We start from the raw sequence: 20,777 nt of genomic DNA on the forward strand, positions 1-20,777 counted from the left end.
GTCAGTTCTCCTTGGGGCTGTCGCGCCACAGTGCGCGTAGGTCGGTGAGCGGGGCGTCCGATCCGAAGCGTTGCGCATCGAAAGGGGACGCGACGATCCGGATTCCCTTGTCGCTGTTGATGATGAGTAGGCTGCCCAACTTGTCCTTCAGTCCCTCGGTACGGGCGAAGGTACGTGCCAGCGTGGAGGCTCCATCGCGGGTCGCATCCTGGTCTGCGCCTGGGCCGCACATCTCGATGGTGAGGCCGAGCCGTCCGGTGGCTGACTCCTCGGCGCTGAACGCCCCGCTGAAATTCACCGGTCGTGCGAGTTCGGCAAGGCTCTGGCCGGCGCGCTTGATCGCTGGTCCGACGCCGTCGTTGAAGACGATGAAGTCGTCACCAGCACATTGTGGAAGTGCCACGAGAGTGCCGGAGACTGGGTACTTCGTCACCGTTGTGCCTGTCCCGCACGCGGTGATGCCGAGGCCTGCGACGGCCACCGCTGCGGCGGCGATCAGGGAGCGACGCATTTTGACTCCTTGTGTCGTGTGTTTGATACAAGGAGTTGATCATGAAGCTCTGCAATGTGTCAACTGTTTGAAACAAGTGTCGGAACCGCGGTGGCGTCAGGTGGGGGAGTCGGCGCCGCGTGGGGGACGACGGTGTCGCGTGGGGGACGGTTGAACCCACACGAGAAGCGCGGCGTCTGATGGGGGAGCGAACGTCAGAGCCGCGGGGTGGTGTCGCGCGGGGGACGACGGCGCCACGTGGGGGACGACGGTGGCCCGCCGCTGAACCGCGACCATCAGCGGTCACCGAGTGCAGCTCATCACCGGCCGCAGCCCGCCGGCGCCGGAGCGCAGCCGCCGACGGAACGCCGCCGTCGCAGCGGGGAGAGGCGGCGACGGTCGGCGGTGCCCCGGGTTAGCGGGGAGTGGCGGAGGCCGGCGTCGACGGGGTGGCGGGCTTCGCCGGTGCGGCGGGCTTGGGCGATGCGGGCTTGGCGGCCGCGGGTGGGAAGTCGGTGCCGGGAGGGAGCACAGCGGCGATCGCCGGGTAGTCCACGGACAGGCGCAGGTTGAGCACGGGCCCGTTCGGGGTGTTCGGCATCGCCTTGCGGACGTTGTCCATGAGCTGCGACAGCTGGATGCCCACGCCGGTGGCGCTGCCGCCCGGGAACGCCGCCAGGATCGGCTGCATCAGGCTCACCAGCATCGGCGAGGCGGTTTTGAGGCCCTCGATGGCGTCGGGGGTGAGAATCGCCTCGAGTGCGGCGCTGAAGCCGTACTGCTTGTTGTTGATCTGGTCGAGCATCGCGATGACGCGCTTCGAGTCGCCGTTGTGCAGCGGCTTGAAATCGAGCGCCGAGCGGAACGCGGGGATCATCGCGCCGATGGCGGGGTCCGCGGCCTTGATCGATGCCACCACGGTGGGGAAGGTCGTCGCGGTCGAGAGCCGCTGCGTGTCCTGCATCGCCTGCGCCACGCTTCCCAGCGCGGTGAGCAGCGGCAGCATCGCCTTCGAGGACGCGTCGACGTTCATCAGGACCTGGCTCATCCGCGGTCGCAGCGCGTCGTTGTTGACATCGCCGATCGTGGCGATCATGTTCGAGACGGTGCTGTCCTTGATCTGCCTGGTCGGGGCCAGCTCGGCGCCGTCGCGCAGGGCGCCGCCGCCGTCGTGCGGGGTGAGGATCACCTCGGAGACGCCGAACAGGTTGCCGGCCGAGAAGGCCGCCTCGACGTTGTTGGTCAGGCTGCGGCCCTGAGGCCCGTCGAGCCGCAGGGTGACGCCCTGCTGCGCGTTGCCGAGCGCGGCGATGGAGGCGACGGTGCCGACCTCGACGCCCTGGATGCGGACCTTCGCGCCCTCGGTGATTCCGGCGGCCACCGTCGGCGTGCGGAGGGTGAAGGTGAACACGTCCTGCGGGCGGAGGGCTTGCACGCCCCACACCGCGAGCGCGATGAGAGCGACGCACGCCATGAACGCGACGCCGCGTCGCCGGAGCTGGGCGGAGGACGGGGAGAAGCCCGGCACCGGATTGAGATCCACGAATAGACAAATTATCCGGTGTTGTCTGAAATCCCCGCTCCACGAGGTGCATTTGTGCTGACTGTCACCTGTGTGTCGTCGGTGTGACGGCGCACACTCCACACGCCGGCGGCGAGGACGGCGACGGTGAACAGCACGTACGAGCTGCCGATGATCTGCTGCCACCACGCCCACGCCAACTCGCGGTCGGAGCGGCTCGGCAGCAGCCAGTGCGGCCCGATGTAGAACAGCACCGTCGCGAACGCGACCGTCCGGCGGAACGCGGCACCACGCGCATCGTCGGCGATGGCGAGGACGCCGAGGAGTAGTGCCGGTGCCACCCAGACCCAGTGGTGCGACCAGCTCACCGGCGAGATCAGCAGCACCGCGGCGGCGTTGACCATCAGGGCGACCGGGAGCGCGCCGTCGGCGAGCAGGCGGCGCATCCACACGGCGGCCAGCGCCACGGCGACCAGCGACAGTGCCAGCCACAGCGCGGTCGAGATCCCCTTGTCGAATCCGAGGCGGAACACCAGGCCCTTGATCGACTGGTTGCCGGCGAAGTACGGCGGTCCGATCCGGCTCGTCTCCTTGAGAGTGTGGAACCAGTACTGGCGCGACTCGTCGGGCATCACGGCCCACGCCAGCGCGACCGAACCGGCGGCCCCGGCGATGCTGGTCGCGAGGGCGCGCCAGTCGCGGTGCAACAGGAACAGGAGCAGGAAGCCCGCCGGGGTCAGCTTGATGGAGATCGCGATGCCGATCAGCAGTCCACGCGGCCAGCGCGGGTTCCGGGCCAGTACGTCGGCCGCGATCGCTGCCATGAGCAGTGCGTTGACCTGACCGAAACCGAGGGTCTGCCGGACGGGTTCCAGGTACTCGGCCAGTGCCGTGCAGGCGAGCACGATCGCGAACCGGGTGCCCCGGTCCATCGAGGGCCGCACCCGGGCGAGGACCAGCCACAGCGTGAGTCCGATCGCACCCAGCGACAGCGCGAACATCACCGCCCCGGCGGCTCCCTCCGGGAGCATCGCGAGCGGGGCGAAGGCGATCGCGGCGAGCGGCGGGTAGGTGAACGGGAGTGCGATGTCGCCGATGGGCGGCAGCTGCCCGTACAGCGCGCCGCCGTCCAGCCAGGTGCGCGCGCCGAGCCGGTAGACGAGCAGGTCGAGGAACCCGTGCCAGGTGTTCAGTAGCAGTCCGATGACCGTCGCGGCCACGAGGAGGGCCGCCGCTGCGGCGACCCGGCGACGCGGGGTGGATATCGCGGATGACAGATGATGCATCGGGCTCGGCACCGAGCCAGGGTAGCCCGCGGATCAGTCGATCTGGCCGATGGGCTGGCGCTTCTCCGCCTGGAAGGCGTCCTCTGCGCGGCCGCGGGCCCAGTAGCCCGAGATGGAGATCCGCTCACGCGGCACCTCCAGCTCACGCAGGACCTTGCGGATCGCCTTGATCGACTCGCGCTCGCCGTGCGCGAAGACCTGCGCGCTCGTCCGGTCCGCCGGCCAGTGTGCGACGGCGATCTGCCGCGCCAGGAACTCGGTGTCGGTCACGTCCGGATTGACCGCCCATCGCACGTCCACGCCCGCGGGCGGGCGCAGATCGACGCGGTCGTCGTCGGTCTCGACCTCGATGATCGCCGCGCCGCGGGCGTCGCCCGGCAGGGCCTCCAGCGCGGTGGTGATCGCCGGCACGGCCGACAGGTCGCCGGTGAGCAGGTGCCAGGCGGCGCCGTGGTCGGGGGAGTAGGCGCCGCCGGGTCCCATTAGGCGCATCGTGTCGCCGGGCTGCGCGCGCTGCGCCCACGGCCCGGCCAGCCCCTCGTCGCCGTGCACCACGAAGTCGATCGCGATCCGCCGCGCGGCGCGGTCGAAGGAGCGGACGGTGTACGTGCGGGTGGCGTCGCCGAACTGGAGCTTGACGTAGGAGTCGGTGGCGGCCAGGCCGGGCAGGTCCGGGTCGCCGAAGGTCGCGAGGGACTCGCCCTCCGCGGTCACGCGGACGAGGTGACGCCCGATGGGTTCGGTGCGCACGACCGTCAGCTCGTGGACGGGGCGCTGGCGGCGGGAGGGTGCGGTGCGGTTATCGGTTTCAGTATTAGTCACGTCTCCACCGTACGCCCCGATTCTTAGGGTGTCCTAATTCGACGGTGCGCCGACGGCGCGGACCACACCCTCGACGGGGCGTCGCGCGACTACGATCGTTGACCATGACGGCACGTGCTGCGAGTGGCAAGGATCTGCGCAAGACGGTCTCCCGAGCGTCGCAGGCGGTGTTCACCCCGGACGGTCGCGATCCGGTCGCGATCATCAGGGAGCAGAACAGCACGCGGATCCAGGAACTGGTCCCGGTGCGGATCGCGCGGATGCTGCACTCGCCCTTCGCCTTCTACCGCGGCGGCGCCGCGCTCATGGCGCACGACCTCTCCGATCAGCCGAACACCGGGGTCACCGTGATGAGCTGCGGCGATGCGCACATCGCCAACTTCGGCCTGTTCGCCTCGCCGGAGCGGAGGCAACTGTTCGACGTCAACGACTTCGACGAGGCGGGCAACGCACCGTGGGAGTGGGACGTCAAGCGCCTCGCGGGCAGCGTCATGATCTCGGCGCGCGACAACGGGCAGACCGAGGCGCAGGGACACGACGCGGTCGTGGGCGCCGTCGGCGCCTACCGTGCGACGCTCACCCGGATGACGGCGATGACCGCGCTCGACCGCTACTACGCGTCGGTCGACGTCGACGAACTCACCGCCCGAGCGGCGGGCGACAAGCCCCTCAAGGAACTCATCGAGCAGACGGCGAAGAAGGCCCGTAAGCGCACCTCGGCCCGCATGGTGGAGAAGATCACGGCCACCCGGGAGGACGGCGAGCCGCACATCGTCGCCGACCCTCCCACGCTGGTCCCCGCTCCGGCCAAGCTCGTCGAGGGCTTCGACGGCGTGTTCGGCCGCTACCTCGATACCCTGCGTCCGGACGCCGCCGCGCTACTCGGCCAGTTCCGGGTGCTCGACTGGGCGCTGCGGGTGGTCGGCGTGGGCAGCGTCGGCACCCGCTGCTTCATCGTTCTCCTCGGCCGGGACAACCCGGACGGCACCACCGAGAGCCTGTTCCTCCAGGTCAAGGAGGCGAGTCAGTCGGTCCTGCAGACCTACGGCAAGCTCGGGCCCGCGGTGATGCCGCCCCGGGCACCGTCGAGCGGGGCCCAGGCCTGGCGCGTCGTCGCCGGGCAGCAGACGCTCCAGGCCCAGTCCGACTCCTTCCTCGGCTACACGCCGACGATCAGCGGCTACGACTTCTACTGGCGCCAGTTCCGCGACATGAAGGGGTCGATCGCGCCGGAGCTGCTCACCGTCGACCAGTTCGCGCAGTACGGCCGGGCGTGCGCGGTGGTGCTCGCCCGGGCTCATGCGCAGTCGCCCGGCGCGGCGGCGGCCTCGGCGTACCTCGGCAAGTCCACGGAGTTCGACGAGGCCGTCGCGCGGTTCGCGGGCGCCTACGCCGACCAGAACGAGAAGGACTACGCCGCAGTCAAGGCCGCGGTCAAGGCGGGCGTCCTGCCGTGCGCCGACGAGGGCGTGTGAACTCTTAGCGCGACCTTGACGGCGCCGGACCTTCCGCCCGTGCCGCGGCCCGCGTAGACCGGTAGGCGTGACTCTGATGGAGGTTCTGCCCTCACTCGCCCGCGCCGGCATCGCCCGGTCCTTCGACCCCACGATCTGGCCCGACGGCACCGCGATGGACGGCGACGAGGTGCTCATAGCCGGCACCCCGGCGACCCTGCTGGCGGGCGGCGGACCGTCGGGCCACCCCGTGGTGGTCGTGCGGATCGCGCGCCTGGTGCGCTCGGGCCCGGTCGTCCTGTGCGAGATCGACGGTGCCGTCCCCGCGCACGCCGAGCTCGCCGACGTCGCATGGCCCGGGGCCCGGCTCGCCGGCGCGCGGATGCGCCAACTGCTGGTCCGCGGGGCCGACGGTGCCCGGCTCGCCGCCCGCGTCGAGGTGCCGGTCGAGGTGCCGGTCGATGCGCTCATCGCGCTCGCGCTGCGGATGCCGCGGGGCGTCCGGACGCCAGATCTTCGCGCAGGGTGCGTGCAATGCGATGGAGGCGTCGGCCACGAGAGTTGGACCCAGGGGAAGTTCAACGATCCGAGGAGCAACGATGACCGCCGCTACCGCGACACCGGAGTACACCGAAGCCTGGAACGACTGGCATGAGCAGCGCGAGCGCGAGCTCGCGGCGCCGAACGGCTGGCTGTCGATCACACGGCTCGAACGACTCGGCTCGGAACCGGAGCAGTTCGACGGGATCCCGGGCCGATGGCACCACGACGGGGTTGCCGCGTACGTGACCGCCGAGCCCGGCGACGACATCGCGGTCCAGGGCACCCGCCGATTCGAATCGGGCCCTGTCGCCGCCGGTGAGCTCGTCGCCGCCGGCGACGTCGAGATCGAGGTGGTGCACCGCGGCCACGGGTACCTGATCCGCGTGCACGACCCGAGCGCCTCGACGGTGCGCGACTTCCGCGGGGTGCCCGCGTTCGCGCCGGACCCCGCGTGGGTACTGACCGGACGGTTCGAGCCCTACGCCGCGCCGCGGTCGGTCACCGTCGGGGCGGTCGCCGAGGGGCTCGAGCACGTCTACCTCACCCCGGGCGAGATCGTGGTCGAGCGCGACGGGGCCGAGCACCGCCTGATCGCCTTCAACGGCAAGGCGGGCGGGCTGCAGGTGTTGTTCACCGACGAGACCTCGGGGGTGTCGACCTACGCCGCGAACCGCAGCGTGTCGGTCCCGCTGGACGCCCGCGCACTCGTCGAGGGCGGACCCGTGACCGTCGATCTGAATCGCGCGGTGAACCTGCCATGCGCGTTCATCGACTTCGCGACCTGCCCGTTGCCGCCCGCCGCGAACCGTCTGCCCTTCGCTGTGACGGCGGGGGAGAAGATCCCCCACGAGCGGCGCTGACGGGTCGGCCGGCGCGGTCGATTACGCTCGGTGCGTGGACAATTTCCGCGATGTGGCAGGGCCGGACGGATACGCGGCCGAGGGTGGGCGCATGCGGCGCGGGGTGCTCTATCGCTCCAACGCCCTCGACGCCGCGTCGATCGATGCCGAGCGGCTCGCGGCGGCGGGCCTGACGGGCGTGTTCGACCTGCGGATGACGGTCGAGGTCACGCCGAAGCCCGACGTGGTGCCCGACGGTGCGCGGTACGTCCGGTTCAACGTGATCGGCGACGAGGTCGAGCTCGGTGCCCTGGACCCGAAGTCGCTCAAGGACGCCGACGGTGCCCGAGGCATGCTCACCGACGTCTATCGGATGTTCGTCACCGAGGACAACGCCCGCGAGCAGTTCTCCGGCCTGGTGCGGGCGATCGCGGAGGATCCCGGCGCGCAGGTCTTCCACTGCAGCGCGGGAAAGGACCGGACGGGATGGGCCGCGGCGATCGCGCAGCGCCTGGTCGGGGTGTCGGCGGACGACGTGATGGCCGACTACCTGCTCACGAACGAGTACTCGGCGGCGACGATCGAGAAGATCGCCGCGGGCGCCACCGCGGAGCGCGGCGCGGCGGTGGGCGAGGCGGCGCGGGTGCTGGCAGGTGTGTTCCCCGAGGCTCTCGAGGCGGCCTTCGCCGAGGCGGACGCGCGGTACGGCGGGTTCGACGGCTACGTGCGCGACGGCCTGGGGCTGGACGGCGGCGTCATCGAGCGGCTGCGCGCGAAGCTGGTGGTTTAGCCCGTCTTCGTGCCCTGCGTCGAGAACCGGCCGTCGTCCTGCTTGAAGCCGACGGAGTCGATGGAGCACTCGAGGCCGCCGTCGCGGATCGAGGTGCAGGACGCGCCGTGCACCGACAGGCGTGCACCCTCGGGCAACATGCGGGGGCGATCCTGTGAGGTCATCCGGTCCAGATAGCGCCAGCCGCGGGCGGTGATCTCGATGGCCTCGGGTCGCACACTGCGCCCCTTGACGGTGATCCGGGTGCCTGCGGGGGCGGAGATTCCGCACCGCACGGTGGTGGGATCGGCGGAGACGGTGCACATGCGCTTGCCGCCGTCGTAGCGGTAGACGAAGGCGTAGTCGCCGCCGTCGGTGCGGTACCGATCCGCGTCGACCGCCGGTTCGGCGAGAGCGGGCGTCGCGACGGCGACCGACCCCACGACGGCCGCCAGCACGAGTAGTCCACGCCTCATGCGGTCGACTGTAGCGCGGATTCACCGGCCGTCGGGGGCGCGGTGCTGGCGATTTCTTGTCCGAGTGACGCATGGGGTACTCTCTGACAGCACGCAAGAGCGGGCCACGGGCTGTGGCGCAGCTTGGTAGCGCACTTGACTGGGGGTCAAGTGGTCGCAGGTTCAAATCCTGTCAGCCCGACCGAGAAGTCCCGAGACACACGATGTCTCGGGACTTCTTGCGTTCCCGAGGTGGATGGAATCGGTCGGCGATCCGCATGGTTGCTTCGGACATGGGCGATGACGCGCACAAGCACGCACACTGGGTCTACGCGCATCCGCGGGCGGGGTCGCTGAACGCGGCACTGCGGGATGCCGGCGTCGAGCGGCTGCGGCGGGACGGCTGGACCGTCGACGTCGCGGACCTCTACGCCGAGCGGTTCGATCCGATCCTGGTCGAGGAGGGTGGTGCCGACGTCTGCTCCGCTCAGCGGCGGCTTGTCTCCGCCGACCTGGTCGTGCTGCAGTTCCCGCTCTGGTGGTACGGCCCGCCGGCGATGCTCAAGGGATGGATCGACCGGGTCTTCGAGCGCGGATTCGCCTACGACGTGCCCGATCCGACCACGGGACGGAACCGCAAGTACGGTGACGGCGGCCTCGCCGGGCGCCGTGCTCTAGCCGTCGTCACCGCCGGCGACAGGCCCGGCTCGATCTCGCCGCGTGGGATCAGTGGCGACGTCGAGGACGTCCTTTGGCCGCTGCTGCACGGCACCTTCTGGTACTCGGGTATGGAAGCCCTGGAGCCGCACCTGGTCACGAACGTGCACGGCATCGACGCCGGCGGTGTCCGGCGGCTCGGCGAAGATCTGGCGGAACGGCTCGGCACCGTCGGGACCGAGAACCCGATACCGTACCTGCCCATGACCGACGAGTACTACGACCACTCGATCGCCCTGCGCCGCACGTCTCGCCGGGGCTGACGGGCGGTGCAGCTCATCGTCGGCGGCAGGCATGATGATTCGCCGGAGGGTGGCGACGAGGAGGGGAGTCCGATGCGTGAGAAGGGTCTGATTCGCCGGGGCACGCCCGCGTCGCGGGCGGTCACCGAGCGGACGCAGGTGGTCATGGAGCTCACCTCCGAGCTCAATCGCCTCCGGCACGGCGACCTCGAGGCGCGGCGGGAGTTGCTCAGTCGGATACTCGGGCGTCCCGCGCCCGCGACGCTCACCGTGTACCCGCCGTTCTACTGCGACCACGGGCTCGGACTGGAGTTCGGCGAGCGCGTCTTCGTGAACCAGAACTGCTCGTTCTACGACATCGGCGGCATCCGCATCGGCGACCGCACCATGATCGGCCCCGGCGTCACGCTGACGACTGCGGGACACCCCGTCGACCCCACCGGCAGGTTCGACGGGATCACGACCGCACCGATCGACATCGGGCCGAACGTCTGGATCGGCGCGAACGCGACGGTGGTGCCGGGGGTGCGGATCGGTGAGGGGTCCGTCGTGGCTGCGGGCGCGCTCGTGACGAGGGACGTTCCGGCCAATTGTGTTGTCAGTAGCGCCGGTCACGTCGAACGCCGGACGCTTGCCCCCGCAGCGCCCCCTCCAGGGCCGAACGGGCCGAGGAGCTGACCGACGGCGCGGTGACCAGGAAGATCCGGCGCTCGAAGGTGTTGTCCTCCAGATCGATCGCCGAAATCTCATCGAGGTGGCCCGGAAGCGCGAGTTCCGGCACCAGAGCGACGCCGAATCCGGCGGCGACGTAGGCCGCGACCACGGCGTAGTCGTCGCTGCGGATGGCGATCCGGGGCTCGAACCCCGCCGCCGCCGCGGCGCGGGCCAGTGCGGCATCCACGGGGTCGGTGGCTGCTGCGCCCGCGACCCAATTCTCCTGGGCGAGCTCTTCGAGTCGGACTCCGCTGCGGCCGGCGAGGGGGTGCGCGGAGGGCGCGATCACCGAGAGTCGTTCGCTCAGAACCGGGGTCATCAGGAAACCGTGAGGCAGGCTCGTCGGGTGTACGGGCGAGGCGTACACGATCGCCGCGTCCAGCCGGAGGGCGACGACGGCGTCCAGGAGCGGATCGAGCTCGGCCTCCATCACGGCGGGCTCGTAACCCGCTCCCTGCAGCGCGCGCACCACCCGGGGGAGCAGGCGGGCGCCCGCGGACGGGAAGACGCCGATCGCGATGCGGCGGCGGTCGGTGGCGATCAGCTCGCTCACCTCCTGAACCGCACGGTCGGACCGGTCGAGGATGGCGATCGCATGCGGGAGCATCGCCGCGCCGACCGCGGTGAGCCGCGTCCCGTCGGTTCCGCTCGTGACGACCTCGGCGTTCAGGAGGCGGCCGAGGGCGCGCAGGTGATGAGTCACAGTGGGCTGGCTCCACTGCAGCGCGGCCGCAGCGCGGAGCACGGATCCGTGCTCCGCGACCGCGCGTAGAGCGCGGAGTTGTCGGAGATCGAGCATGGTGGCTCCATATCCAGTCTTGAGCAATGAAGAAATGTCTCTATTCCGTATGATAGGGGTCACTACCAGTATCGACGTATGACCTCGACCACTCCGTATGCCGACGCGGTCCGCCGGTTCGCCGAGCGCGACCTCCAGCGGCTCAACGTCCCGGGCCACAGCGCCGATCCCGCTGCGGCGCCCCTGCTCGTCGAGTACTTCGGCGCCGATGTGCTGCGCCGCGACATCGAGCCCCTCCTCGACGGCATCGACAAGGGCGAGACGAACCCGCTCGAGGCGGCGCGGGCGGCCGCGGCCCGCGCCTGGGGTGCCCGACGGACCTGGTTCCTCACGAACGGCGCGTCCGAGGCCAACCGCATGGCGGCCCTCGCGCTCTCCGCCTTCCGCACTCCCGACGGCGTGGTGGTGGCGCAACGCAGCGCGCACTCCAGCTTCTTCGACGGCATCATCCTCGGCGGGCTCGATCCCCGGTTCGTCCATCCGACGATCGACGAGCAGCACGGCATCAACCACGGCGTCACCCCGGAGAGTGTGCAAGAGGCGCTGCGTGCCGGGGATGCGAAGGCCGCGTACATCATCAGCCCCAGCTACTTCGGCGCCGTCGCGGACGTCGAGGGTATAGCGGCGGTGTGTCACGAGGCCGGCGTCCCGCTCGTGGTGGACGCGGCCTGGGCGGCGCACTTCGGCTTCCACCCCGACCTGCCGGCCAACCCGCTGGCGCTCGGCGCCGACCTCGTCGTGTCGTCGACGCACAAGATGGGCGGCAGCCTCACCCAGTCGGCGATGCTCCACCTCGGCGACGGGGAGTTCGCGGACGAACTCGATCCGCTGATCGACCGAGCGTTCATGTTCACCCAGTCCACGAGTGCCAGCTCGTTGCTGCTGGCGTCGCTGGACCTCGCCCGCGCCACACTCGAGGACGGCCACGAGCGGATCTCCGCATCGCTCGCCGCGGCGGAGGAGCTCCGATCGGCGGTCCGGGCCACCGGTCGCTTCCCGATCGTCAGCGACGGCTTCGGCGCCTTCCCGGACATCGTCGGCCACGACCCGCTGCGCGTCTCGATCGACGTGGGCGCGGCGGGGCTCGACGGGCACGCGGTCCGGGAGGAGCTCCTTCGGAGCTACGGCATCATGACGGAGATCTCCACCGGCTCGTGCATCGTGGTCTTCGTCGGACCGGGCACGACCCCGGACACGGCTCGGTTCGTGGCGGCTCTGCAGGCGCTGCGGCCGGTCGGCGACCTCGCCGCGCGCGAGCAGGGCGGCCCCGTCGCACTGCCCAAGCCGGGCGACGCGGTGATGCGGCCGCGCGACGCGGCCTTCGCCCACACCGAGATCGTGTCCGCCGCCGAGGCCGCCGGCCGCGTGTCCGCGGACTCGTTGGCCGCCTACCCGCCCGGCATCCCGAACGTCCTCCCCGGCGAGGTCCTCACGGCCGAGACGATCTCCTTTCTCCGCGGCATCGCGGCGATGCCCGGCGGCTACGTCCGCGGCGCGGTCGACGGCGCGGTGGACGGCGTCCGCGTCGTGGTCGAAGGGGCGGACCGGGCACCGTCGGGAACGACGGAGGTGATTCCGTCCTGAGAACACCGCGTCCGGGGGTAGCTTGTGTGCACCCGACGACGCGAAGAGCGTGCCGGATCACCGGTCCGGTTGCAGTCCCCAGGCGATACGCCGCAGGCCGTCGCCCACTGAAGAACGGGTAGCACATTGACAACCATCACCCAGCAAATCTTGCGGCGCAAGCCGATCGCACCCGATGGCGGCGGCTCGCCGCTGCAGCGGACCATCGGGCTCTTCCCGCTCATGGCGATCGGCATCAGCTGCACGATCGGCACCGGAATCTTCTTCATCATGTCCGAGGCCGTGCCCCTGGCCGGCCCCGCGGTGGTCTGGTCGTTCGTGATCGCCGGCGCCGTCGCGGGTCTGACCGCGCTCTGTTACGCCGAGCTGGCCGGCGCCGTGCCGGTGTCGGGTTCGACCTACTCCTACGCCTACGTGACGATGGGCGAGGGCACGGCCATGCTCGTGGGTGCCTGCCTGCTGCTGGAGTACGCCGTGTCCGCGGGCGCGGTCGCCGTCGGCTGGTCGCAGTACCTGAACGAGCTCCTGGGCAATCTGTTCTCCGTGCAACTGCCGCACGCGCTGGTCAACGCGCCGGAGGAGGGTGGCGTCGTCAATCTCCCGGCGGTGGTGCTGATCGCGCTGTGCGCGGTGCTGCTCGTCCGCGGAACCAAGGAGTCCGTGGTCACGAACGCGATCATGGTGTGCATCAAGCTCGCCGTGCTGCTGTTCTTCATCGCGGTCGGCATCACCGGATGGAACTCCGATCACTTCGCGAACTTCGCGCCGTACGGGATCAGCGGCATCGCGGCCGGAGCCGGCGTCATCTTCTTCTCCTTCATCGGCCTCGACGCGGTGTCGACGGCGGGCGAGGAGGCGAAGAACCCGAAGCGCAACCTGCCGTTGGCGATTCTGCTGGCGCTGGCCGTCGTGATCACTCTCTACGTCGGCGTCGCGCTGGTCGCCATCGGGGCGCAGTCGCCCGAGAAGTTCGACGGGCAGGAGGCGGGGCTCTCCGCGATCCTCGAGCAGGTGGTGGGTGCGTCCTGGCCCGCGACCGTGCTCGCGATCGGCGCGGTGATCTCGATCTTCAGCGTCACCCTGGTCACTCTCTACGGCCAGACCCGCATCCTGTTCGCGATGTCGCGCGACGGCATGATCCCGAAGGTCTTCGCCAGGGTCAACGAGCGCACCCGTACGCCCGTGCACAACACGCTGATCGTGGCGGGCGTCGTCGCCGTGCTCGCCGGCGTGATCCCCATCAACTTCCTCGCCGAGATGACCAGCATCGGCACGCTGGCGGCCTTCCTCGTGGTCTCCATCGGCCTCATCCTGCTGCGCCGGCGTGAGCCGAACCTGGAGCGCGGCTTCACGGTGCCGCTCTACCCGCTCACGCCGATCCTGTCGATCCTGGGCTGTCTCTGGATCATCAGCCAGCTCCGCCCGATCACGATCGTGGTCTTCCTGGTCTGGGGCGCCGCGTTCCTGACCTTCTACTTCCTGTACGGGAGGCGGCGATCGGCGCTGGAGCCCGGCAACGCCGAACCGGGGCCAGATGTGCCGCTCACGACGGCCATCCGGATCGAGAAGGACGACGAGCTATGAGTCTTCTGGTCGGCGTGGACACCGGACGCCGCTCCGCATCGGGGCTGGCGCTCGCAGCGCAGCTCGCGACCTCCCTCGACACGGATCTGATCGTCGCGACCGTCATCGCCTCGGCGTGGCCGCCCCTGCGCGGCAACGTCGATCACGAGTGGCGCGAACACAACCGCGAGGCCGCGAAGGTCGTGCTCGACCACGCGGCGAGCGTGCTCGGCGACCACGTGCAGGCACGGTACCTCGTGCACGAGGCGGCCTCCTCGCGCCGGGGGTTGCTCGAGCTGGCCGAGTCGGAGCAGCCCGCGTGCCTCGTGCTGGGATCGGCCGGGCGGGGCGAGCACGGCCGGATCGCGCTCGGCGGGGTGTCCGAGGCTCTGCTGCGTGCGAGCTCGGTCCCCGTCGCGATCGCGCCGGTCGGCTATCGGGGGCGTCTGGCATCCCGGATCACCCGGCTGACGGCCGCCTACGGCGGATCGGCGGCGGCCCGGGACCTGGTGCTCGGAGCGGCGCCCGTGGCGGCCCGCGCAGGGGGCAGCCTCCGGCTCGCGTCCTTCGCCGTGCGCCCGGACTCCGAGATCGGCATCCTCTCCCGCGCGGGTGGCGCGGCGGAGGACCCGGTGCTCAGTGAGTGGGCCTCACGCATCCGCACGCACGCCTCCGAGATCCTCGACGAGATCGAGGATCTCGCTGCGCGCCCCGCGCTGGAGGAGGTCGCGATCGGCATCGGGGAGTCCTGGGCGGCCGCCATCGACGACATCGGGTGGCGCGACGGGGACCTGCTCATGGTCGGTTCGAGCGGCCTCGGCCCGATCGCGAGGGTCTTCCTCGGCTCGCACGGGATGAAGATCGTGCGCAACGCCGAGGTCCCCGTGATCGTCGTGCCCCAGGGGGTCTCCTGGCCGTTATGACCGGCTCGGCTCGGACCGCACATCGTGCCGGCGAACGTCTACCGGCATGATGTGCGCATGAGTCTTTCCGACAAGGTCACAGAGATGGGCGCGTGGGGACTGGAGAACGGGCACCGCGCACTGCTCGCCGTCACCGGCGGGCGGTTCCCGAAGCGCGTGCTGGGCATGCAGACGCTGGAGCTGCACACGATCGGCCGCACGTCCGGGCAGCGTCGCTCGACGATGCTCACGGCTCCGATCTACGGGCCGGACCGCGTGGTCGTCGTGGCGTCCAAGGGCGGGCACTCCGACAACCCCGACTGGTTCAAGAACCTCGCCGCGAACCCCGATGTCGAGATCACCGTCGACGAGGTGACCACGCCGTGGACGGCGAGGGCGGCCACCGCGGAGGAGAAGGCGGCCCTGTGGCCGCAGATCGTCAAGGCCTACAGCGGTTACGAGGGCTACCAGAAGCGCACCGATCGCGACATTCCCGTCGTGATCTGCACGCCGCGCTGAGGTGATCGCTGCCCGGCGACCGGCGCCGAACGAGCGATATTGATCATCGCAAAGCGGGGTGTTACCGTCCGTATATGACTGATCTGAATGCTCGCTTCAAGACCGCGACGATCGCCGGTGCGGTGGGCCTCGCGCTCACGGTGAGCGCGACGGCCGGCACGCTGCTCGCTCCTGCGGCCTCGGCGGCGCCGGGCTGTGCGGCGAGCACCGCGCAGCTCGTCACCGTGCCCTCCCGCGCGGCGACGGAGCCGATCGTTCAGCTGCCCAAGCCCGCCGGGTGGGAGCGCTTCGACACCGCCGGCCGCGCCGTTCGGCTCGCGCTCGTCAACCGTTCGCTCATCGCTGATGAGTTCGCGCCCGTCGCCGTCGTCACCGTCGACAAGAGCGACAGCGCGAACGCGAAGGCGGCGGTCGACCGTGAGGTCGGGGCGATCCGGTCCTCCTTCGGGACGAAGTCGGTACGCACCGGCACGGTGTGCGGTTTCCCCAGCGCCACTGTCGATTACGACTTCACCAGCAGTGCGGAGCCGAAGCCGCACCCCGCGACCCTCGTCGCGGTCGGCGTCCCCTCCAGCGGGGGCGTGCACACGGTGACCCTGACGCTGATGACCTCGCGCGGCGACGCACCCGCGTACCGTGCCGCCCGGAGCACGATGGTGTCCGGCCTGCAGATCCAGGCGCGCTGATCACGCGCCGAAGTCCGGGGCCCGGCCGATGAAGGCCATGAGGGCGGTCACCTCGTCGGTGCCGTCCGGTACCGGGATCGGTGCGCCGAACTGACCCGACTGCTGCAGCATCGGGCCCATCGCCTCGAGGCCGCCGTGCAGGGTCCTCGCGAACACGGGGTCCAGGTCGGGGGTGATCCCGTTGGAGCGGGCCAGGTCCCACGTGTGCATGAACACGTCCGCGGTGTAGAACTGGTCGATCAGCCCGTCCACCGGCTTGTCGCCGAACATCTGCGTGGACACGATCCGCGAGGCGTCCGGTGCGTCGAGCAGGGCCTGCACCGCCTCCGTCAGCTGACCGAACGCCGCGGCGGGCTCGGCCGCGTCGGACGGGGCGCCCGGCAGCTCCACCCCGGTCATGCCCAGGAAGCCGGGAAGCCACTCGACGAGGTGGCCGACCACCTCGCGCGCCTTCCACTCGGGGACGGGGGTCTGCGCGTCCCAGTCGGTGATCGCCGCGGCGACGCCGGCGAAGGTGGCGGCCGCGGCGCGGTGCCGCTCGGCGGGGGACAGGGTGCTGAGTTCGGTCATGGCGTCACTGTCGCACGACCCACCGACACGCGCGTGGCCTAGCGTGAGATCCGTGACCGAACATCTGAGCATCCCCACCGCCGCGGGCTCCTTCGACGCCATCGCCGCCGGGCCCGAGGACGGCCGACCCGTGCTCCTGCTGCACGGATTCCCCGAGGCGTCGATCGAATGGCGCTTCTCGGTGGCGGTGTTGGGGGAGCGCGGATTCCGCGCCGTCGCGCCCGATCAGCGCGGCTACTCGCCGGATGTGCGGCCCGAGCGTCCCGCGGAGTACGGCATCACCTCGCTCATCGAGGACGTGATCGCGATCGCCGACGCGCTGGGCTGGGCACGGTTCGACCTGGTGGGCCACGACTGGGGCGGCGCCGTGGCCTGGTGGACCGCGGCCGAGCATCCGGACCGGCTGCGGTCGCTCACCGTCGTCTCCACGCCGCACCCGGCCGCCCTGGCGGCGGCCATGCGGACCGACGAGGACCAGGCGAACCGGTCGCGGTACATGACCGAGTGGCGCACCACGCCCGCGACCGAGAAGGCCATGCTCGCCGACGACGCCCGCGCGCTCCGGCAGGTGTTCGGGCGCGACGTGCCCCGCGACGCCGTCGACGAGTACGTGCAGCGCCTCCAGGAACCGGGCGCGATGACGGCCGCGCTCAACTGGTACCGGGCCGGGCGCCCGCCCGCGGCGATCGGCACCGTCGAGACCCCCGCGCTCTACGTCTGGTCCACCGAGGACGCGGCGTTCGGCGATGTCGCGGCCTTCGGGACGCGCGAGCACTGCACCGGTCCGTACCGGTTCGAGATGCTCGAGGACGTCTCGCACTGGGCGCCCGAGCAGGCGCCCGAGGCGATCACGACGCTGATCCTCGAGCACCTCGACGCGACCTGACCGCGGGCGGGCCCGGATCGAGCAGTTCCGCGAGGTGCGAGCCCGGACCCGACAGTCCGAGCTGCGTCACCTGCATGGCGCAGGAGAAGCCGTCGGTGACGACGGCGGCACCGTCGGGCGCGACCCGCAGAGCCGGAGCGAGCGCCTGCTCCGCCACCTGCATGCTGACGGTGAAATGCTCGCGTTCGAACCCGAAGTTGCCTGCGACGCCGCAGCATCCGGTCGCGTCGCGCGGTGTCGTGCCCGCGGCGGCGAGCACCCGGCGATGGGCACCGGCGCCGAAGAGGGCGTACTCGTGGCAGTGCGTCTGCAGCACCACCTCGTCCGGCAGCGGCACCGCGGGCGCGGGGCGCCATCCGGCGCGCAGCATCGCGTCGGTGTACGTGGCGACGGTGTGCACGCGTGCCGCGACCCGGCGGGCCCGGTCGGTGGGAACGAGCTCCGGCAGGTCCTTGCGCAGCGCGGCGGCACAACTGGGCTCGACGACCACGATCGGGTCGTCGGTGCCGTCGTCGAGCGCGTCCACCGCGCGGCGCAGGAGCGTGCGCGCGGTATCCAGCTGGCCGGTGGAGATCCAGGTCAGGCCGCAGCACGCGTCGGCCGTGCAGTCCACACGCCGGCCCGCGCCGGCCAGGAGCCGCGCAGTCGCGCCCGCGGCCCCGGGACGCAGGCCCCGGGTGAAGGTGTCGGCGAACAGGACCACGCGCGGACCGTCGGGCGGTACGGGCCGGGCGGAGAGCGCATCCCGCACCGCGCGCCGCCACTCCCGGCGGGAGGCGAACCGGGGCAGCGCCCGGTCCGGGGCGACGCCGCCGAGCCGCCGGGCGACCCCGGCCAGGGGAGTGCGCAGCGACGCGTTGACCACGGGCGCAAGCCATCCCGTGAACCTCAGCCACAACGGAAGCCGCCCCATCGAATAGTGCGAGAGCGGCCGCAGCTTGCCCTCGTAGTAGTGGGAGAGGAACTCCGACTTGTAGGTCGCCATGTCCACGCCCGTCGGGCAGTCCGTCGAGCACGCCTTGCAGGACAGGCACAGGTCCAGGGCCTCGCGCGCCTCCTCCGACCGCCAGCCCCGATCGACCGACGGTGCGCCGCGCACCATCTCCTGCAACACCCGCGCGCGCCCGCGGGTGGAGTCGGTCTCGTCGCCGGTGGCCCGGTAGCTGGGGCACATCACCCCGCCGACGTCCGAGCGGCACGTGCCGACGCCGATGCACCGCTGCAGGCTCGCCACCCACGGGTCGGGCAGCGCGAATCGGGTGGGCCAGTTGCGTTCCGGTACGCCGGCGAGTGCGAGGTCCGCGTCGATCGGCGCCGGATCGGTGATCGACGAGGGGTTGAGGAGGCCGGTGGGGTCGAAGATCCGGCGGAAGGCGGTGAACGCCGCGAGCATCGCCGGCGAGTACATGACCGGGAGGAACTCGGACCGCGCGCGACCGTCGCCGTGCTCGCCGGACAGCGAACCGCCGTGCCGCACCACGAGTTCCGCCGCGGCTGCGGTGAACCGGCGAAACACCGCCCGGCCCTCCTCCGTGCGGAGGTCGTAGGTGATGCGGATGTGCATGCACCCCGCGCCGAAGTGCCCGTACATCACGCCGTCGAGGCCGTGCTCGGCGAGCAGATCGCGGAAGTCGGCGAGGTAGTCGGCGAGCCGCTCGGGGGCCACCGCGGAGTCCTCCCACCCCGGCCACGACTCCTGCCCGGACGCGAGGCGCGAGGACAGCCCGGCGCCCTCCTCCCGGACCCGCCACAGCGATGCCCGCTCGGCCGGGTCGGGCACCGTGCGGCCGTCCACCAGTCGCCCGGCGGCGCGCAACTCCGCCAGCAGTTCCTGCGCCCGCTCGGCGACGGTGTCCGGGGCGTCACCGTCGAGATCCACGTACAGCCAGGCGGCGCCCTCGGGCAGAGCCGCCACGGAGTCGGCGCCGCGGCGGGCGCGCATCGTGGTGACGATGGCGTCGTCGACGCCCTCCACCGCGGCGGGGGAGAAGGCGAGGATCGTCTCGATGTCGCGCGCCGCCTCCACGACGTCCCGGTAGCCCAGGCACACCAGGAGCGCGCTCGCCGGTCGCGGCACGAGGCGCACCCGCGCGCGGACGACGATCGCACAGGTGCCCTCCGAGCCGACCAGGGCGCGCGCGACGTCGAAGCCGCGCTCCGGCAGCAGGTGGTCGAGGTGGTACCCGGACACCTGGCGGGGAATCGTGCTCAGCTCCAGCCGGAACCGGGCGAGGTTCTCGGCCGCGAGGTCCCGGAGTCGTTGGTTCAGCTCCTCGGCGCGGCGCGCTGCGTCCACGTCCGTGGGGTCGGTCGCGCGCAGTCCGCCGGGGCAGGCGGTGAGCCGCGCACCGTCGGCGGTGACCAGGTCGAGCTCGAGCACGTGATCGGACATCCGCCCGTACCGCACGGAGTGATTGCCGCAGGCGTCGTTGCCGGCCGCGCCGCCCACCGTCGCCCGGGTCCGCGACGAGGGGTCCGGGGCGAAGGTCATCGCCCCCGCGGTCCGCTCTTCGACGGTGCGCGTCAGGACGGAGAGCACGACGCCGGGGTCGACGTCGGCGCTGCCGGACGCCCCGTCGATCGTGTGGATCCGGTTCATGTGCCGGGAGAAGTCGAGCACGAGACCGGGGCCGATCGCGTTGCCCGCCATCGACGTTCCGCCGCCGCGCCCGATGACGGGGACCCGGAGCTCCGCGCACACGCGGACCGCGGCGACCACGTCGTCGGCGGTGCGCGGGAACGCCACCGCGACGGGTTCGACCCGGTAGTTCGAGGCGTCGTACGCGTACTGCGCGCGGCGCAGCGCCGAGGTCTCGACGGCGATCCCTGCGGCGGCGAGGCGGCGCGCGAGTTCCGCGTCGGCGGTGTCGGCGGCAGTGGATCGTCTCTCGGCCATACCGGGACGGTATCGCTACGCGGTCATGATCTGCGGGGAGTGGGTCACGGGGCAGCTCAGGCTGGCGGCGATGTAGCACTGCTCGCCCGCGTCGTGGTGCAGCGCGAGCGCCAGGTCCGCATCGGCGCCGGGCGCCAGCACGACGCGAGGGGAGAGCAGGATCTCGGTGAAACGGCCTCCGGCGCCGGAGTTCTCGATCATCGTGCCGACCGCGGTATCGGTGTACTCGAGCACCGTGACGCCCCGGAGCGCGCACAGTGCGAGGTAGGAGAGCATGTGGCAGTTCGCCGCCGCCGCCACGAGCAACTGCTCCGGGTTCCACAGCGACGGGTCCCCGAGGAAGTGCGGGTCGGCGGACGCGGTGATCGACTGCGCGGCCGCGGAGCTGAGCAGGTGCTCGCGCGGATAGGTGCGGTAGTCGTCGGTGCCGCCCGGCGCCGACCACTCGACCTCGACCGGGTAAGTGTGCGTGTTCACCCCGCAATCCTCCTCCCATGTGTGTCTAATGGGGTCATGTTG

General features: G+C 71.2%; 21 protein-coding genes and 1 tRNA gene. 13 read left to right on the forward strand and 9 right to left on the reverse strand.

Features of this window, described 5'->3' with window-relative positions:
* Window position 1: 1 nt before the first annotated feature.
* The 4 genes from AXK61_RS15695 to AXK61_RS15710 all read right to left on the reverse strand — a co-directional run bounded on the left by AXK61_RS15695 (window position 2) and on the right by AXK61_RS15710 (window position 4,120).
* A complete protein-coding gene (locus AXK61_RS15695) occupies window positions 2-511 on the reverse strand; it encodes a hypothetical protein (RefSeq protein WP_068746249.1) in 510 nt (169 codons plus the stop codon).
* 394 nt (window positions 512-905) lie between these two features.
* The gene (locus tag AXK61_RS15700; RefSeq protein WP_068746252.1) at window positions 906-2,033 is read right to left on the reverse strand and encodes an MlaD family protein; all 1,128 of its coding nucleotides are present in this window, start codon (window positions 2,031-2,033) and stop codon (window positions 906-908) included.
* Window positions 2,034-2,044: 11 nt separating this feature from the next.
* Complete coding sequence (locus AXK61_RS15705) at window positions 2,045-3,310, reverse strand: glycosyltransferase 87 family protein (RefSeq protein WP_231855572.1); 1,266 nt, start codon at window positions 3,308-3,310, stop codon at window positions 2,045-2,047.
* Window positions 3,311-3,331: 21 nt separating this feature from the next.
* Complete coding sequence (locus AXK61_RS15710; protein WP_068569834.1) at window positions 3,332-4,120, reverse strand: siderophore-interacting protein; 789 nt, start codon at window positions 4,118-4,120, stop codon at window positions 3,332-3,334.
* A 104-nt stretch (window positions 4,121-4,224) separates the two neighbouring features.
* Here AXK61_RS15710 and AXK61_RS15715 point away from each other — a divergent pair, with 104 nt between their 5' ends.
* The 4 genes from AXK61_RS15715 to AXK61_RS15730 all read left to right on the forward strand — a co-directional run bounded on the left by AXK61_RS15715 (window position 4,225) and on the right by AXK61_RS15730 (window position 7,746).
* The gene (locus tag AXK61_RS15715; protein ID WP_068746256.1) at window positions 4,225-5,595 is read left to right on the forward strand and encodes a DUF2252 domain-containing protein; all 1,371 of its coding nucleotides are present in this window, start codon (window positions 4,225-4,227) and stop codon (window positions 5,593-5,595) included.
* Window positions 5,596-5,662: 67 nt separating this feature from the next.
* Window positions 5,663-6,229, forward strand: a complete 567-nt coding sequence (locus AXK61_RS15720) for a hypothetical protein (protein WP_156485691.1) — start codon at window positions 5,663-5,665, stop codon at window positions 6,227-6,229.
* On the forward strand, window positions 6,174-6,977 hold the full coding sequence (locus tag AXK61_RS15725) for a DUF1684 domain-containing protein (protein ID WP_068746261.1): 804 nt from the start codon (window positions 6,174-6,176) through the stop codon (window positions 6,975-6,977). The genes AXK61_RS15720 and AXK61_RS15725 overlap by 56 nt, the downstream gene beginning before the upstream one ends.
* Before the next feature lie 34 nt (window positions 6,978-7,011).
* The gene (locus tag AXK61_RS15730) at window positions 7,012-7,746 is read left to right on the forward strand and encodes a tyrosine-protein phosphatase (RefSeq protein WP_082789376.1); all 735 of its coding nucleotides are present in this window, start codon (window positions 7,012-7,014) and stop codon (window positions 7,744-7,746) included.
* On the opposite strand, the gene AXK61_RS15735 is transcribed toward AXK61_RS15730, so the two are convergent.
* Window positions 7,743-8,201, reverse strand: a complete 459-nt coding sequence (locus AXK61_RS15735; RefSeq protein WP_156485692.1) for a hypothetical protein — start codon at window positions 8,199-8,201, stop codon at window positions 7,743-7,745. The genes AXK61_RS15730 and AXK61_RS15735 overlap by 4 nt on opposite strands.
* A gap of 107 nt (window positions 8,202-8,308) precedes the next feature.
* On the opposite strand from AXK61_RS15735, the gene AXK61_RS15740 reads away from it, so the two are divergent.
* The 3 genes from AXK61_RS15740 to AXK61_RS25910 all read left to right on the forward strand — a co-directional run bounded on the left by AXK61_RS15740 (window position 8,309) and on the right by AXK61_RS25910 (window position 9,817).
* Window positions 8,309-8,382: transfer RNA gene (locus AXK61_RS15740), tRNA-Pro, on the forward strand.
* Window positions 8,383-8,458: 76 nt separating this feature from the next.
* Window positions 8,459-9,160 carry an NAD(P)H-dependent oxidoreductase gene (locus AXK61_RS15745; RefSeq protein WP_197466827.1) on the forward strand — a complete coding sequence of 234 codons (702 nt, stop codon included), beginning with the start codon at window positions 8,459-8,461 and terminating at the stop codon, window positions 9,158-9,160.
* A 72-nt stretch (window positions 9,161-9,232) separates the two neighbouring features.
* Window positions 9,233-9,817: a sugar O-acetyltransferase gene (locus AXK61_RS25910; RefSeq protein ID WP_068746345.1), complete on the forward strand. Its 585-nt coding sequence runs from the start codon at window positions 9,233-9,235 to the stop codon at window positions 9,815-9,817.
* Here AXK61_RS25910 and AXK61_RS15755 read toward each other — a convergent pair.
* Window positions 9,738-10,652, reverse strand: a complete 915-nt coding sequence (locus tag AXK61_RS15755; protein WP_068746267.1) for a LysR family transcriptional regulator — start codon at window positions 10,650-10,652, stop codon at window positions 9,738-9,740. The genes AXK61_RS25910 and AXK61_RS15755 overlap by 80 nt on opposite strands.
* 78 nt (window positions 10,653-10,730) lie before the next feature.
* Between AXK61_RS15755 and AXK61_RS15760 the strand changes: the two genes are divergently transcribed.
* The 5 genes from AXK61_RS15760 to AXK61_RS15780 all read left to right on the forward strand — a co-directional run bounded on the left by AXK61_RS15760 (window position 10,731) and on the right by AXK61_RS15780 (window position 15,906).
* Complete coding sequence (locus AXK61_RS15760; RefSeq protein WP_068746270.1) at window positions 10,731-12,236, forward strand: aminotransferase class I/II-fold pyridoxal phosphate-dependent enzyme; 1,506 nt, start codon at window positions 10,731-10,733, stop codon at window positions 12,234-12,236.
* A 126-nt stretch (window positions 12,237-12,362) separates the two neighbouring features.
* Entirely contained in the window at window positions 12,363-13,820 is a 1,458-nt protein-coding gene (locus AXK61_RS15765; RefSeq protein WP_068746272.1) for an amino acid permease, read from the forward strand.
* Complete coding sequence (locus tag AXK61_RS15770; RefSeq protein ID WP_068746274.1) at window positions 13,817-14,722, forward strand: universal stress protein; 906 nt, start codon at window positions 13,817-13,819, stop codon at window positions 14,720-14,722. Before AXK61_RS15765 ends, AXK61_RS15770 begins: the two co-directional genes overlap by 4 nt.
* 57 nt (window positions 14,723-14,779) lie before the next feature.
* On the forward strand, window positions 14,780-15,220 hold the full coding sequence (locus AXK61_RS15775) for a nitroreductase/quinone reductase family protein (RefSeq protein WP_068746277.1): 441 nt from the start codon (window positions 14,780-14,782) through the stop codon (window positions 15,218-15,220).
* A gap of 74 nt (window positions 15,221-15,294) precedes the next feature.
* Window positions 15,295-15,906, forward strand: a complete 612-nt coding sequence (locus tag AXK61_RS15780; RefSeq protein WP_068746279.1) for a hypothetical protein — start codon at window positions 15,295-15,297, stop codon at window positions 15,904-15,906.
* Here the strand turns inward: AXK61_RS15780 and AXK61_RS15785 are convergent, their stop codons facing one another.
* On the reverse strand, window positions 15,907-16,476 hold the full coding sequence (locus tag AXK61_RS15785; protein ID WP_068746282.1) for a maleylpyruvate isomerase N-terminal domain-containing protein: 570 nt from the start codon (window positions 16,474-16,476) through the stop codon (window positions 15,907-15,909). It lies immediately after the preceding gene.
* A gap of 52 nt (window positions 16,477-16,528) precedes the next feature.
* Here AXK61_RS15785 and AXK61_RS15790 point away from each other — a divergent pair, with 52 nt between their 5' ends.
* Complete coding sequence (locus AXK61_RS15790; RefSeq protein WP_068746284.1) at window positions 16,529-17,362, forward strand: alpha/beta fold hydrolase; 834 nt, start codon at window positions 16,529-16,531, stop codon at window positions 17,360-17,362.
* On the opposite strand, the gene AXK61_RS15795 is transcribed toward AXK61_RS15790, so the two are convergent.
* Both AXK61_RS15795 and AXK61_RS15800 read right to left on the reverse strand, forming a co-directional pair.
* Entirely contained in the window at window positions 17,325-20,258 is a 2,934-nt protein-coding gene (locus tag AXK61_RS15795; protein ID WP_068746286.1) for an FAD-binding and (Fe-S)-binding domain-containing protein, read from the reverse strand. The genes AXK61_RS15790 and AXK61_RS15795 overlap by 38 nt on opposite strands.
* A gap of 15 nt (window positions 20,259-20,273) precedes the next feature.
* On the reverse strand, window positions 20,274-20,735 hold the full coding sequence (locus AXK61_RS15800; RefSeq protein ID WP_068746288.1) for an OsmC family protein: 462 nt from the start codon (window positions 20,733-20,735) through the stop codon (window positions 20,274-20,276).
* Between the last annotated feature and the right edge of the window lie 42 nt (window positions 20,736-20,777).

Origin of the sequence: Tsukamurella pseudospumae, assembly GCF_001575205.1 — a bacterium.
Taxonomy (GTDB): domain Bacteria; phylum Actinomycetota; class Actinomycetes; order Mycobacteriales; family Mycobacteriaceae; genus Tsukamurella; species Tsukamurella pseudospumae.

Coding starts and splice junctions, on each gene's coding strand:
- AXK61_RS15695 (WP_068746249.1), bottom strand. CDS start 511: ATGCGTCGCTCCCTGATCGCCGCCGCAGCGGTGGCCGTCGCAGGCCTC.
- AXK61_RS15715 (WP_068746256.1), top strand. CDS start 4,225: ATGACGGCACGTGCTGCGAGTGGCAAGGATCTGCGCAAGACGGTCTCC.
- AXK61_RS15725 (WP_068746261.1), top strand. CDS start 6,174: ATGACCGCCGCTACCGCGACACCGGAGTACACCGAAGCCTGGAACGAC.
- AXK61_RS15735 (WP_156485692.1), bottom strand. CDS start 8,201: ATGAGGCGTGGACTACTCGTGCTGGCGGCCGTCGTGGGGTCGGTCGCC.
- AXK61_RS15745 (WP_197466827.1), top strand. CDS start 8,459: ATGGTTGCTTCGGACATGGGCGATGACGCGCACAAGCACGCACACTGG.
- AXK61_RS25910 (WP_068746345.1), top strand. CDS start 9,233: ATGCGTGAGAAGGGTCTGATTCGCCGGGGCACGCCCGCGTCGCGGGCG.
- AXK61_RS15755 (WP_068746267.1), bottom strand. CDS start 10,652: ATGCTCGATCTCCGACAACTCCGCGCTCTACGCGCGGTCGCGGAGCAC.
- AXK61_RS15760 (WP_068746270.1), top strand. CDS start 10,731: ATGACCTCGACCACTCCGTATGCCGACGCGGTCCGCCGGTTCGCCGAG.
- AXK61_RS15770 (WP_068746274.1), top strand. CDS start 13,817: ATGAGTCTTCTGGTCGGCGTGGACACCGGACGCCGCTCCGCATCGGGG.
- AXK61_RS15775 (WP_068746277.1), top strand. CDS start 14,780: ATGAGTCTTTCCGACAAGGTCACAGAGATGGGCGCGTGGGGACTGGAG.
- AXK61_RS15780 (WP_068746279.1), top strand. CDS start 15,295: ATGACTGATCTGAATGCTCGCTTCAAGACCGCGACGATCGCCGGTGCG.
- AXK61_RS15785 (WP_068746282.1), bottom strand. CDS start 16,476: ATGACCGAACTCAGCACCCTGTCCCCCGCCGAGCGGCACCGCGCCGCG.
- AXK61_RS15795 (WP_068746286.1), bottom strand. CDS start 20,258: ATGGCCGAGAGACGATCCACTGCCGCCGACACCGCCGACGCGGAACTC.